Below are 15,281 nucleotides of genomic sequence, written 5' to 3'. Positions count from 1 at the left end.
CCAGTTTTAACCTGATAAAGTTATATAAATATTAAACAATTACTAATAAAAGCAAATACTATTATTTATTAGTGCTTAAAGAATTCTACCCATAGCACTAAACAACCGTAGAATTCAATAAGCGACTAACTCAAATATATTATTAATGACTTACTTCCAATTCGTAAAAATTCACTTTAGCAAATGAACCTTCATCTCTTGATTGAAAGTAATTTCCTACTTTAAAATAATTCTCAAATATTCCCCATTTCTTTATGTGAATACTTTCGTAAGATTTATACTCATTATTATTTAAAATAATTAGCATTTTTCCATCAGAAACTTGAACTTCTAAAGTGAATTTTCTAAAACCTACTTCTTGTTCAAAATTAAATCCTTCATCGTTATCCCATGCATCTTCATGCAGTAATTCAGTATCAGAAGCGTTTAAGTTTTTTAAGACTTTAGTTTTAACTCTTATCTTACCTTTATCCCAATAGATTTTTAACATAGGAGGTGCATTATTATCATCTTCACCTATTAAATCACGTTGGTCATTGGTTAATCTTCCATGAATTTGCATAATGATTACACGATGGTATTTACCATCTGAATCTTTAGTGACCTCCTCCATAGCTATTTTACCTTTCATCTTACCTCCTTGCTTAAAGGTCCAATTGGTATTATTATCACCAGGTACCATTTGCTCTCTTAACTCTGACCTTGTGTATTTTGTATTCTTGGTCTTAGAGTCTGTTGGCATAGCATGAAATACAATTGCTCCTTTAGTAGAGTCTATATACATATAAGGTTTAGCAACTTCGATATTAGCAAAGTTTAAAATTTCTGGTGGATCTATTTCATAAGGTTTACCCTTTTCATTTGCAACAGGTAATGTAACTTTCCAATGACTTAAATCAATTTTTGGAAGCTTTACTTTCTTTTTTCTTCCTTTTTTCTTCTTGCTCTTTTTACTCTTTTTATTTTCAATTTTTTTATCCGATTCTGTAACGTTACTTCCCGTATTTTGAGAAGTAACGTTAACAGATACAAATGCTATCAGTAAAAAAACTAATATTTTTTTTCGGAAATTTTTCATATCAATACTAAGATTAATCTGCTGGGTATACTTTAACATTGTCAACATAAGCATCAACATCAGTCACACCATAAATTAGTATAGCCACTTCACCTGTTGCATTTGAAGTAAAAGGAATTTGAACTGTAGTAAATACCGTTTTTCCTAAATCTTGATCTCCAACAAACATTGCTAAAGGAGCTGCGTCAAAACTAGCGATAGCATCCGCTCCATCATCAAAATGACCGTCTATAATTCCTCCAATGATTCTATTATCTCCTGGTGCTTGCGTACCATCATCTTTTATAGCATATTCAAATTCTAAAATATAGTTAACTGGCAATCCTGAACCATCCACATTAGATACTGTTATTGCTTGGTAAGCATATCTAGTATTACTACTTAGATAAGCACCAGCTGAAGTACTCATTGTCCATTTTGCACCTTTAGTTTTAGATCCATTATCAGAACCATCATAATTCAACCAAGATCCATCACTACTAGAGTTAAAAGGATTTGTTGTACCACCTGTAAATTCATCAAATTTCCAATCACTAGTACCACTTTGAAAATCTCCATTTAAAATTTCAGGAGTAATTGGTACAAATACATCTATTACCACCACATCTATAGTTATAGAATCTGAAGCTCCATTAGCATCGCTAACTGTTAATGTAACAGGGTATGTTGCTTCTACAGATGGAAATGTATATATCGGATCACGTAACGCTGAAGTATTACCTCCTCCAAAATCCCACAAGTATGTGGTAGATTGAAATGACAAATCTGTAAATTGAATAACATTGTAGCTATTAGGGTCTGGTACATACGAAAAATCTGCTGTTGGTAAAACCGTGTCGACTTGAGAACCAGCTTCTGGCAAATCGAACTCAAAAGAACTTTCACAGCTATTAAAACCTACAGCTGTTATTAAGCACAGACACAATACTGTGACTTTGCTAAAAATATTTATTTTATTTTTCATGACTTTAAAATTTATTTTTTTTTTTAATATCCTGGATTTTGTCCTAAGACATTATCACTTAAATTAATTTCTCTTGAAGGAATTGGCAGTAATAACTGTCTCACATTATAATCGGAAAACCCTTGAGAAGCGGCATAATCACCAATTACCTCATTAGCAACTCCAAATCTTACCAAATCAAAGAAGCGTTGATTTTCAAATGCCAATTCTACACGTCTTTCTACAAGTAATGCTTCTTTTGTAAGTACTGATGGGCGATCTGTAACCGCATCAAAACCTGCTCTTACTCTCACTTCCATATAAGAATCAATTGCTGCTGCACTATTAGTTTGAGCACCTCCTGCTAAAATTGCTTCGGCATGCATAAGTAGCACATCTGAATAACGTAAGATTATCCAATCATTACCTGCTTGTTGCGCACTTGGACCATATGTTGGTTCTGGAACAGCATTAAGGTCTGTTCCGAAAGGTAAGAACTTAATTACTTCATTAGAAATGTTTGTTCCAGTGCCTAAAGCCACGTAAGAAGCTGCTGTTCTGTTTCCCCCATATACTGCAAAGTCATCTATAAGGTTTTGTTCTACTAAATTTAAACCATCTTCTCTACCCTGACGATTGAAAGAAGTAAATTCGGCAGAGAATGCTTGACTTTCATCAGAATTACCAAATTCATATTGTACTGCAAAAATTATTTCGTCATTTAATTCATTATAAAATACATCAGAAAAATTATCTTGTAACGAAAAACCACTACTCATAACATCTAAACATAACTGTGCAGCTTCTCCATAATTAACACCTTGCGTTAAATATACTTTCGCTAAAAGACCTTGTGCTGCCGCTTTTGATGCTCTAGACTTATATGTATTGTCTAATACATCTTTAGCCTCTACTAAATCTGCAATAATTTGCTCATAAACCTGAGCTTCATCAACTCTAGTAAACAGCGCTCCAGTTTCTTCTGGTCCTACTACACTAGTTACTAAAGGCACATCACCAAATAGTCTTACTAAATTAAAATAAGCATAAGCTCTTAAAAATTTAGCTTCAGCTACATATTTAGCTCGATTTTCTTCGCTTGCCGCATCAATATACACTAGTATGTCATTTGCCCTAAAAATAATTTGATACATAGATTGATAATAATCTTCTGATTGCGCATTAGTCGCATCGATTAAATACCTATGAAAATCAGCTTTAGAACCTTCAGACGTCTTACCTCTTGTATTATCTGTACGATGTTCTGTTAAAAGGTATTCTACTTGTACTCCTCTGTTAGATCGCTCATAACTAGAATCTGTATTTTCGTTAACCCCTTGTATGGCATCATAAATACCTATAATTCCAGCTAACACATCTTCATCCGTCTGATAATAATTTTCTACTACAATAGCAGTATCTGGTAGTGGATTTAAAAATTCTTCTGAATCACAGGATATGAAAACAAATCCCGTTACAGCAAAAATTAAATATTTTATATGTTTCATAATTTGGTGTGTTTTGTTTTATTAAAAATTAACGTTTAAACCTAAAGACATGGTTTTAAAGACAGGAGTACCTGCTCTCTGAGCTCCATATTGTCTAGGATTTGAATCATCTACATATTCTGGATTGAAACCGTGATAATCATCAGATGTAATGTATAATAAATTCTGACCTGTTGCGTAAATTCTTAGTTTTTCTATACCTAATTTAGATGTTACACTATCAGGTAACGTATAGCCAAGATTTACATTTCTTAAAGAAAAATAGCCTGCACTTTGAACCACATCATTAGTATGAACTCTTTGTTGCAAGAAAGTTGTATTAGGTATAATACCCGCATCAACTACAGCTTGTGGACTTGTAGTAGAACCTTGCCAATCTGTACCAAAATACTGATCTCCAATGTTTTTTACTTCAGCCCCTTGACTTCCCTGAATCATGAAAGAAAAATCAAAATCCCATAACTTAAATTCATTTGTAAGACTCCATACAATCTCTGGATATGGATCTCCAAGAATAGTCTTATCTTCATCTGTAATTAAACCATCACCATTTAAATCTTTAACTATCACATCTTCTGATCTACCGTTAATTGGAATCCATGGTGAATCATAATACTCAGCATCTAATTCTTTATCTACAACATAACCATAAAATGATGATAATGGATTTCCAACAGAATTAATCCATTGTGAATTTCTACCAAAAGTATCTTCTAAAAGTGCACCATCTGAATCACCCATATCAAGTAATTCATTTTTATTAGTTGATGCTATAATAGTTGTGCTCCAAGAAAAATTCTCTTTAGCAACATTTTTAGTTCTTAACTCAAACTCCCAACCACTATTTTGTACTTTACCTAAATTTACAATACCAGAATTAAATCCAGTAACATAAGACACAGGGTTTTCTAATAATAATTTATCACTTGTTCTTCTGTAATAATCTACAGACCCTGATATTCTATTATTTAAAAACGCAAAATCTACACCCGGATTAAATTCTTCTGAAGCTTCCCATTGTAATAATGCATTTGCTATATTAAGAGCTGATACACCAGCTGTAACTCCACCTTCGGTTACACTATTAGTATTATCTAATAATGCTAAGTAAGGCCATACATCTGTAATATCGTTACCTGTATCAAAATTCTCACTACCAGTAAGACCGTAACTAAATCTAAGTTTTAAATTACTTAAAAAATTACTCTCTTTTAAGAAATCTTCTTTAGCTACATTCCAACCCACAGATACAGCAGGGAAATTACCCCATTTTGAGTCTACACCAAAAACAGAACTACCATCTCGTCTAAATGAAGCTGACAATAAATATTTATTTGCATAAGCATAATTAACTCTTGCGAAATATCCAATCTTTCTTTGAACTAATTTTATTTCTTCTATTCCAGAAAAAATAGTTGCTCCTTGTAAATTTTTAAGTAAATCATTTGAATAACCACTACCTTCAATGCTACTTTCTTCAGTAGTTCTAGACTGTACAGAAAAACCTGCTAACAAATCAAAATCATGGTTTCCAATTGTTTTACTGTAGTTTAAAGTATTATCAGAAATTATTCTAGATCTAAATCTATTATTTAACAAATAAGCTGCTCTACCTGCTCCACCTGAATGGTGTTTTGTTCCATCCCATCTTGTTCTCTTACGGAAATCTAATGTTACCCCTAAAGATGTTTTTGCTTTAAGACCATCAAGAATTTCATACTCTAAATAAGTAGAACCTAATAATTTTGTGTTATACTCATAATGTTCTCTTTCCACATATTGTGCATAAGGGTTTGCATCACCAGACGTACGTGGTCTACTTGAACCAAAACTATCTGTAGGATCTACATCTATATTAATTAAATCATCTTCCGCAAAGTAATCTCCTATTTGAGGAGTACCGTCTGTAAACTGAAGCGTTTCTGCAGTGTGATATATTGGTAACCAAGGTGATTGTCTTAAAGGATTATGTATTGATGTCGGTAAAGCTCTACGCTTTGAGTAAGAAGGAGTAGCGTTAATCCCAAATTTAAGATTTTTAGTTAATTTAGTATCTACTTTTAACCTTCCTGTAAACAACTTATAGTTATCAGTAATTACAACACCCTCATCTTCAAGATAACTTAGTGATGCACTAAATTTAGTATCTTTAGTACCTCCTCTTGCAGAAAAAGCATGACTTGTAATAACACCTCCATCAAAAAATACTTCTTGCCAATCTCTATCAATACCTGTAGTTTCTACTAATAACTGAGCATATTTAGTATTATTTGAAAGTTCTCCTGTTGCTGCCAATTCTTTAGCTGCCCAACCAGAAACACTCTTCTTATAATCTTCACTTTCAAATGCTGATTTCCAACCTGTATAGGTATCATAACCAAATTTTGTTTTTCCTTCTTTACCACTTTTTGTTGTGATAAGAATAACACCATTAGCTCCTTCACTACCATAAATAGCAGCTGATGCCGCATCTTTTAATACTTCAAAAGATTCAACATCATTCATATTTAAAGAACCAAGAAAATCTGAACTTACAACGATACCATCAACAACAACAGCAGGACCTGAGTCAGCTGCTATAGATCCAAAACCTCTAATAGTAATAGTCGGTGCTGCACCAGCTTCTGCTGATGTTGATTGAATATTAACACCAGATACTTGACCTATTAAAGCATCATCTACACGCGCTACAGCAATTTGATCTAAATTCTCGTTTTTCACTTTAGATACAGAACCTGTTAAGTGACTCTTCTTTTGAGTACCATATCCAACAACGACAACCTCATCTAACGCACTAGTATCTTCTGCTAGTTTTACGTTAATTGATTTTTGAGCATCAATAATTACAGTTTGTGTTACATATCCTATATAAGAGAATTGTACCACATCGCCTTTTTTAACTTGAAGCTCATAATTTCCATCAAAATCGGTTGATGAACCTTTAGTTGTGCCAACAACGATAATATTAGCACCAGGTATGGGCATATTATCAGCCGCAGAGGTTACAGTACCTTTTATGGTATAACCATCTTGAGCAAATATCATTACACTAAAGAATAGTGCAACAACTGTAATGAGTTTAACTTTTAAATTCATAATTCATTGTTTAGAGTTAGATTAGTTTTTAAATTATAATTTCTTATTTATACCTCTGTAGGTTCATTTTAACACGATAAATTGAGACAATCTTTGTGTTATTAACTTTGGTAAACCAAACTGGTCAACCAGTTTGGTTTACCAAATATATATAAAATTTTGTTAATTATAACGTTTTCGTAAATTTTATATGTTAATAAAGCAAATGTTTGGGTTAAAATAGCAAACATCTATGCTTTAGGTAAGAATTACTTTACAACTTCATAAAGTCTTCACTTATATAGGAATAGTGTTTTTTTGTCTATTACTTTTTGTCTCCAAAATAAGATACTCCTCCTCCACTTAAGAAATCTTCTCTTACAGGACTAAATGTATCAATTAGCTCTCCTTCTTCTAGACAAACAGCACTATGTAATAAATTAGGTTCAATATAAACACCATCACCAGCTTCTACAATTTGCTTTTCACCATCAATCTCAAATTCAAACTTCCCAGAAACACAATAAGTTGCTTGCGTATGAAAATGTTGATGTGGTGCACCTAACGCTCCTTTATTAAATTTTACTCGTACCATCATGATTTGGTTATCGTAACCTAAAAACTTTCGGGATACTCCTCCACCAAGCTCTTCCCATTCCATATCTTTTGTGATGACGTACTTTTCGCTAAATCTTTTCATAATTTGAATTGCTTTATTTTATGTTATTTTATTCGAAATAATAAGAACCTGACCACTCATAATTCTTATCGTTAATTTTTAAATTGTGTTTTTCTCCTTTTGAAGTATTTGTGTTTGCCGTAATAAATAGTTTTGTATTACCATTTATATTTGTGATTTGTACTGCCGTGTATGCTTCTGTATCTAAAACTACTTTCAATTCTTTTATACTACTATTTGAATTTACTGCAGATTCTGAAACTGGACTATAACTACCATGTCCTTCAATAACTGAAACAAAAAGAGTGTTTTTAGTATTTTTTCGTCTCAACATTAATGCTGCCTCGCGTCTTAAATTAAATTCTGGATCGTTTGCTCCAATTCTAGTAAATAGCAACTCATCATTAGTATTAGTAACCGATGTTAAAGTGTAAAACTTCCCTTTATTTAGCCATGACAATTTACTATTATCACTAGATGCTTTTGCTGTTCCTTCAACAAATAGGTGTTGATATCCATTTTTGTTTCCTAAAGGATTTAACGTTTTAGGTGTATGGTAATCGAAGTTTTTTTGCACAACTTGACCTATGAAATAATATGGAAAATCATATTGATTAGATTTGTTTGAAGTCACCTTCATGATATCTAACATATACGGCTTTTCAAAATCTTCATCTTTTATTATTGCCATAGTACGCAACATCTCTGTTCCTGGATAGGCATTATTTTCTCTTGCACTTGCTACTTGTACCTTGTCATTTTCTGAAGAAAAATAATTTAAAACCGAATGATGTTGACTTCCTATGTCATACTTCGCATTGAAATGAGACGTTTCATTTTGTGTTACTGTATTATGTGCAATCGTTTGTTTTGCCCACGTTTTGTTTTCCTTTAGGTAATTACCACCACCTTTTTGCTCAATGTTTACAAATCTTGCTAAACCGTAATCTTGAAGAATTTCTTCTCCTTTTTCATACAATGAATAAGATAACTTATCATAATGACCATGACTAGAGCCTTGAGCTGCATATTTAAACACGAGTTCTATATCTTTATTTCTTAATATAGCAACACCACCTTGTGTTCCTTCTGGTCCATCTGATAAATTAATTGATTTTTTATTGAAAGGTTTTTCATTTCCATTCTTTATTCCAAGTGCAACTGCCAAACCAGAATCATCCAATAAAACTTTATTTTGCTCTTTAGCAATACTTAACAATCCCGGATCTTGCGTTCCAAAATGATATGAAATATCTACTGCAGTAACTAAAGCATCATTATAATAAGACATGCCTTTTTGGCCATCGTTAAGCGGAAAGAAATCACCATCTGCATCAGATAAGTTTAATAATGCATTTATGGATTTTAGCAATACACCATCTTTATATTCAAATATTTTTAATTCTGGTTTTACATTATGTAGTCCTTCTGCAAAAATTAGAAAAGGATACATGGCGTAACGTTGATAGTAAGGTCCTTCATTATAATAACCATCTGGAGAAAAAGGTTCTTCTATATTTGCTAGAAAACCAGCTTTTCCATCTTTATTTAAAAAACCACCGTCATCATCTTTTTCTTTAGTATCTAATTTTAAATCTTTAATACCATACAAAGCACGATCGATTAACTCTTGATCATCCATTACTAAACCAATCATACCAACAGCTGCATTTCCCCAAGTACTATGATTGTGGACTCTTTGATAAAATTGAGGACTGTCTATTGAAATATGATCCGCAAATGGCTTAAATAAATTTGTTTCTAGTTTGTTGCGTTCGTCTTCAGATAAATAATTATAAACACAATCATAAGCTTGACTTACATATACCAACCAATTAGAATCGTTTAAACATTGCCAAAATAATTTACCTCTTGCATACGATCTTGTTTTAGGATGTAATGGCAAGGTTTTATACATCTCCTCATATTGCATCAACATGTCTTTAACATATTTCGCGTATTTATCATCATCTAAAATCTGGTATAAAACTCCTGCTTTTTGCAATACTACCATGTTACGTTTATGGCGTACATGTGTATAGCCACCAGAATAATCTACTGGTATTGGTGTATCTATTCCTAATGCGATTTCAGCATCAATTTCTTCTTGAACCGCTTTTAATGTGTTATCAAAAACTGGAATACTTCCTAACTGTGCTCTAATATCTTTAACACCTTGAGCCGTTAAAATTAAACTAGGATGCTCTTGTAATGATGCCGTTTCGTTTGAAGTATCTGTAACAGCTGCGTTTTCTTTTTTACAAGAAAACGCAGTGAATACAATTGCGACTAAAGCAAATTTGATTATGAAATTTTTAATTATGGTCATAGTTAGTTTTTAACAATAATTCCTATATCTTTTTTATCTGTTCCTTTACCTCTCAAAGTAGAGTCTTCAGACAATTGAAAAGTCCCTTCTTTAAAAGTAGACTCAATATTATAAAGGTTTTGAACATTATATTTTTCATCTCCAGTAACATCAATTTTACCAGATTTGTAATAATTGTTATTTACCACATTCACTATTGGCTCTCCAACTACCAAATGCATATTTAAGCCTTTAGTATTATGGAAATTATTATTTTGAATATCATTAACCTGAACACCATATAAAGACATAGCTACTCCATACTTATTCTTTTTACCAAAACCGACATTATTAAATACGTTATGATCTACTTCTAAAAATGGACCAAATGTGCTTTCATCTTTTCCTCCTCTATACAACCTCAAAGCTGCTCCTTGCAAATCAGTAACTGTATTGTTTTTCATTATCATATATTCCACATTATATGCACCAATATCATCAGTTTCTTTATCTAATGCAGCAATATGTCCTGAAATATTTTTAAATGTTGAATTCTGAATACTTATAGTATCTGCAAAAGTACCTTTTGAAACTCGTAGCACATCAAATGAATGATTAACCACCATATCTTTAAACTCGCAATTATCAATAAACAATTTATAATTATCTAGCATTGAATTTTTGCTTGTACTTATAACAGAATTCCCTGCATAATCTGGTGATTTTGTACCATCAAAAGTGATATTCTCTAAAGCTAAACTTCCTCCATTTTGAATTTCGAAAGCCATCATACGTTCAAATAAAACAGTTGCTTTTTTTGTTCCTGAAGTTTTAAAAGTCAAAGGATGATTAATTTGAACCGCTTTAGTTAATAAATAAGTTCCTCCTTCCTCTAATTCTATAATATCTCCTGCTTTAGACACTTTAACTATTTCAAATAAGGTATTAATGCCAGCTTTAACTTTAATTGTTTCACCAGAATTTAGAGCTACACTATTATCTGCTTTAGAATACCACGCGGTTCCTGTATTTTCTTTAGTTGCTATTTTTGGACTAATAGTCACCTTTGATTTAATTTTATTTGAAGTTGGAATTAAAAACCCTTGTTCGTTTTTAACTAATTTAATATCTGCATTTTTAAAACCTTTATTTATAGATGTTTCTCCATTTTGTCCGAGTAAGTTATCTTTAAATGTTATTCCACTTATATCTGCATCAATAGTAAAAATGTCTTTCTTTTTTTTGTTATAGATAATATTTCCAGAAAACTCAGAAGTTTTTGGTGCTTGACTTCTTTCAGAATCATTTCCGGCTCCAAAAAGAATATGATCGCAATCAATAAACGTATTATTATTTGCCATTGAATTAATTACAGGCACATATCGATTTGGTGGTGAGTTTGGTACACCATTCATCATCACAAATGCTCCTCTAAAACGGTAACCAGTTAATCCTATATGATAGTTATTAATAACTGTTTGAGATTCATTAATAATACGAACTCCACCTGTACTCGGCTTTCCGTTTCCGATAAATACGTTTCCATCAACTAAAGTTTCATTGCCATGACGCATCGTTAATGTCCCTGTACATTCAAAAAAAGTATTGTACTTAAATGTATTTTGACAAGACTTATTAGAAATGATTTCGTGCTCGCCGTTAGTTCTATCAAAATAATTTGACTCTACTAATGTATTCGAGTTTTCTAATGCTGTATGACTTGTACCTATTCGTAACGTTTCTCCTCCATTATTTCCAAAAGTAGGACGAGGACCAAAATAATTGTGATCTATCTTATGATTATTCTGTACACTTTCTTTAGTGTCTAAACCAACAATCATGGTAACTCCTAAATTCTTTTTGCCTACAATATGATTGTGATCTATACGATTATTTTTTCCGTAGATGGTGACCCAATAATCTTGAACTTGACGTTCTGGATTGTTATAATTATCAATAACACATTCTGTTAATCTTGTGTTACTAGCTATTTCTTCTCTGTTTTTTCTAAAAGAAATTACAGCATTTGTTGGTGTGTATCCATTTTTAAAAACAAGACCTTCAACAATTAAATGTTCTCCAGCCAATTGTAAATTTGAAGCACCTTCTAAAGTTACTTTTCCTTTAGATTCAACAGTTAACTTAATTGGTTTTTCTAAAGTGCCTTTACCTTCAAAAACGAGTTCAGCATCTTTCCAAACACCATTAGCTAATGTAATGATATCACCTGGCTTTGCGTTTTTAACCGCATCATTAAATTGAGATATATTTTTTACTAATAAAACACTTGAATCTGCGTCTTTAAAAGAAAGCGTAAGAAGCAATAAAATAAACATTGATACAAGACCGAGAGATCGTTTATTTAACATAATAAATTGGTTTACCAGATTGGTTTACCAATATACGTGATTTTTGGAAGTAACCAAAAAATATATAGACATTTATCTCAAATCTGTACTATTTTAACTACGAAACTAAAAAAACATCGTTAAAAATATTCCATTAGTGCCAGGATGCCATTATAAGAAATGATACATGCAAAAAGAAGTGATGCATATAAACCAACGTTTACAAAAACACTTGTTTTGTAACCTTTCATAATCTTTTTACTGTTCACAATCATTATTATACCTAAAATAACAATAGGTAAAACGAACACATTAAACACCTGTGAAAGAATTTGAATTTCAATAGGATTTGCTCCAAAAGCAGGACCTATTAATGCCACCAAACAAGCTATAAATGTTATAATTCTAAATTGCTTTGAATTGGTATCTAACTCACCAGATTGATAATCTGCTATCAATAAAGGTGCAATTAATAAACATGGAAAAATAGATGATAATCCCGCACTTAATGCTCCAAAAAAGAAAATAGTTACAGCCCATTTACCAGCAACTGGCTCTAAAGTGTTTGCCATATCTAAAACCTGTGTAACTTCTTTGCCTTGATAATATAAAGCACCTGCTGCCACAGCCATAATAACACCGCTAATAACAAATATTAAAATTGCAGCTGTTATTGAATCTCTTTTTTGTTGCCCTAAGTTTTTAATAGTCCATCCTTTTCCTTTTACAAATAATGGTCTTGATAAAAATGTTGCTGAAGCCATAGTAGTACCAACAAAAGCAGCAACCAACATTTTACCTCCAGGTACATCTGGTATTGTTGGTATTAATCCCTTAATAACATCTATAGAAAGTGGCTGAACAAAGCATAATGATAATACAAAAGACATTCCCATTAAGCTTACAAAAATGACTAGTATTTTTTCGAAAAAAGTGTACTTCCCTACTAACATTAATAAGTAGAATGTAACGATGATAACAATAGCTGTAATAAGAACAGTTTCATATTTAAAGTCTGATAACCCTTCAAAATTTACTGCTAAAATTTCATAAATTATATTCGAAGAAATCCCTAAGATACCCATCAAAGAGTTCCATTGACCAAACGTTATACCTACAATAATTAAAATCGCTAAAATTTTACCATATTTAAAATGCTTTTTAAAACCAAAGAGTGCGGTTTCACCAGTTATTAAAGCGTAATTTCCGTAAGCAAACATTAAAATTCCCGAAAAAAGACAACTTATTAAAAGCACCCATAACAACTGCATATTAAATTTACTACCTGCAACAATCATAGACGTTACACTACCTGTACCAATTGTGTAACCAATAGCAAAAATACCTGGACCAAACCCTAATATTAAAGCTATAATCTTTTTGAGAAATGATTTCTTTGGTGTGGTTACATCCATAATATGAGTTAGTTAATTTGGTTATTTAGTTTCTAATTCCAGTTTGAGTGATAACTCTTTCCAGAGTCATCGTCAAGTCTTTGATAGGTATGCGCTCCAAAATAATCGCGTTGAGCTTGAATGATATTAGCAGACGCATATTTTGTTGTAATTCCGTTTAAAAATTGAATAGCTTCAGCCAACGCTGGTGTTGTTACATCATTAAGTATGCACTCAGATACAACCTTTTTTGCTGATGACTTATAGTTATTAACCTTATTTATTAACTCTGGATTGGTTAGAATGTTTGTTGTGTGTTTAAAAACAGCAACCAAATCTTCCATTAACGTAGATCTAATAATACAACCATTTGTCCAAATTCTAGCTATTTCACTTAGATTTAGATGCCATTCAAATTTATTTGAAGCTTCTGAAATTAATTTAAAACCTTGATAATGGTTTATAATTCTAGCAAACTGATATGCTTCTAAAATATCATTTGTAGTCACGTTTAATTCTGAAGTATTTGAGTTTTCAAAATTCTTATTTAATTGAACTCGCTCTTCTTTGTAAAAAGAAATATATCGTGAAAATAAAGCTGAAGCTATTAATGTACTTGGCACTCCAAGTTCTGCAGAAGCAATGGTTGTCCAGTTTCCTGTTCCCTTATTTCCAGCTTTGTCTAGTATTTTATTAACTAACCAATCGTCACCTTCCTTTTTTCTAAAAATAGTCGCTGTAATTTCTAACAAATAACTATTTGCTGTGGCTTTCCAACTATCTAAAGTGTTAGCGATATCATCTGGATTTTGACCTAAACTTTCCAAAATTGTGGCCACTTCTGCCAATAATTGCATTTCTACATACTCCACTCCATTGTGGACCATTTTAATAAACTGACCACTTCCTTCTGGTCCAACGTACGTACAACATGGTAAACCATTTTTATCTTTAGCTGAAATAGTTTCTAAAAACTGAGCTACATTTTTGTAAGCCTCTTTATCTCCACTCGGCATTATTGATGGGCCTTTTAAAGCTCCTTCCTCACCACCTGAAACACCTGTACCAATAAAATGAATACCTTTTGTTTTTAAATACGTGTTACGTTCTTTTGTCTTTTTATAGTTTGAATTTCCACCATCAATTATAATATCATTTTCCGATAAATAAGGTAGTAAATCTTCAATAACATAATCTATAGTTTTCCCTGCATTTACCATGAGCATGATACGCCTTGGTTGCTGCAATGAATTTACAAAAGCTGCAATATCATCAAATGCTTTGGCATGCGATAATTCTGAATACTCTGCTTTAAAGTTTTTAGCAACATCTACCTCAACACCAGCTACATGTCTATTAAACATAGAAATTTTAAAACCATTATTGGCTAAATTTCTACATAGGCTTTTTCCCATTACGCCTAAACCAAATAATCCAAATTCTGAAGTATTCATTAATCCGCTTTTTATCGTTCTTATAATATTTTCTGGTGTTAAGGTAATATCAATTTTTAACGCATCTTTAGGATCTTCTAAAGTCTCAAACTGTGATATTAATAATTCAGATGGCATAAAATGACCTTCCCTACTATTGAGTCTATCAAAAATCTGATTAAAAGATCCTGATAAATATACCCAATTAGTTTCTGCATTAATATTGAGACTTAATGTATCTCTATATTTCTGTTTTAAAGCAGAACACACAATAACGCAACTATTTTTAGCTAGCTGCTGTTTTGCTAAATCATTCAATGTTTCTAACCAACCTTGCCTATCTGCATCATTTAAAGCTTGTCCGTTAGACATTTTTTGAATGTTACTTTCTGGATGAAAATCGTCACCATCAAAAAAAGGAATATCTAATTCTTGAGCTAATAATTTTCCGATAGTGCTTTTGCCACAACCAGAAACACCCATTATAAATATTACTTTTTTCAATATTCTATTTT

9 protein-coding genes are annotated in these 15,281 nt (G+C 31.8%); all 9 read right to left on the bottom strand.

The window, feature by feature from the left end:
- Positions 1-142: 142 nt before the first annotated feature.
- Positions 143-1,078 (bottom strand): polysaccharide lyase family 7 protein, encoded by a 936-nt coding sequence (locus tag DFQ10_RS10030; protein WP_115817493.1) that lies wholly within the window; start codon positions 1,076-1,078, stop codon positions 143-145.
- A gap of 13 nt (positions 1,079-1,091) precedes the next feature.
- Positions 1,092-2,042, bottom strand: coding sequence for a PKD domain-containing protein (locus DFQ10_RS10025; protein ID WP_115817290.1), 951 nt, complete (start codon positions 2,040-2,042; stop codon positions 1,092-1,094).
- Between the two features lie 23 nt (positions 2,043-2,065).
- Positions 2,066-3,529 carry a RagB/SusD family nutrient uptake outer membrane protein gene (locus DFQ10_RS10020; protein ID WP_115817289.1) on the bottom strand — a complete coding sequence of 488 codons (1,464 nt, stop codon included), beginning with the start codon at positions 3,527-3,529 and terminating at the stop codon, positions 2,066-2,068.
- Positions 3,530-3,550: 21 nt separating this feature from the next.
- Positions 3,551-6,625, bottom strand: a complete 3,075-nt coding sequence (locus tag DFQ10_RS10015) for a SusC/RagA family TonB-linked outer membrane protein (RefSeq protein WP_115817288.1) — start codon at positions 6,623-6,625, stop codon at positions 3,551-3,553.
- A 304-nt stretch (positions 6,626-6,929) separates the two neighbouring features.
- On the bottom strand, positions 6,930-7,304 hold the full coding sequence (locus tag DFQ10_RS10010; protein ID WP_115817287.1) for a cupin domain-containing protein: 375 nt from the start codon (positions 7,302-7,304) through the stop codon (positions 6,930-6,932).
- Between the two features lie 28 nt (positions 7,305-7,332).
- A complete protein-coding gene (locus DFQ10_RS10005; protein WP_115817286.1) occupies positions 7,333-9,612 on the bottom strand; it encodes an alginate lyase family protein in 2,280 nt (759 codons plus the stop codon).
- 2 nt (positions 9,613-9,614) lie between these two features.
- A complete protein-coding gene (locus DFQ10_RS10000) occupies positions 9,615-11,960 on the bottom strand; it encodes a polysaccharide lyase 6 family protein (RefSeq protein ID WP_181897621.1) in 2,346 nt (781 codons plus the stop codon).
- Between the two features lie 119 nt (positions 11,961-12,079).
- Positions 12,080-13,354, bottom strand: coding sequence for an Nramp family divalent metal transporter (locus tag DFQ10_RS09995; RefSeq protein WP_115817284.1), 1,275 nt, complete (start codon positions 13,352-13,354; stop codon positions 12,080-12,082).
- Between the two features lie 32 nt (positions 13,355-13,386).
- On the bottom strand, positions 13,387-15,270 hold the full coding sequence (gene gndA / locus DFQ10_RS09990) for an NADP-dependent phosphogluconate dehydrogenase (RefSeq protein ID WP_245940680.1): 1,884 nt from the start codon (positions 15,268-15,270) through the stop codon (positions 13,387-13,389).
- Positions 15,271-15,281: the final 11 nt, after the last annotated feature.

The organism is Winogradskyella eximia, assembly GCF_003386165.1.
In the GTDB taxonomy this organism is placed as follows: domain Bacteria; phylum Bacteroidota; class Bacteroidia; order Flavobacteriales; family Flavobacteriaceae; genus Winogradskyella; species Winogradskyella eximia.
Note: the sequence above shows the minus strand (reverse complement) of the source record. Positions and strands in the feature narration are given on the sequence as shown.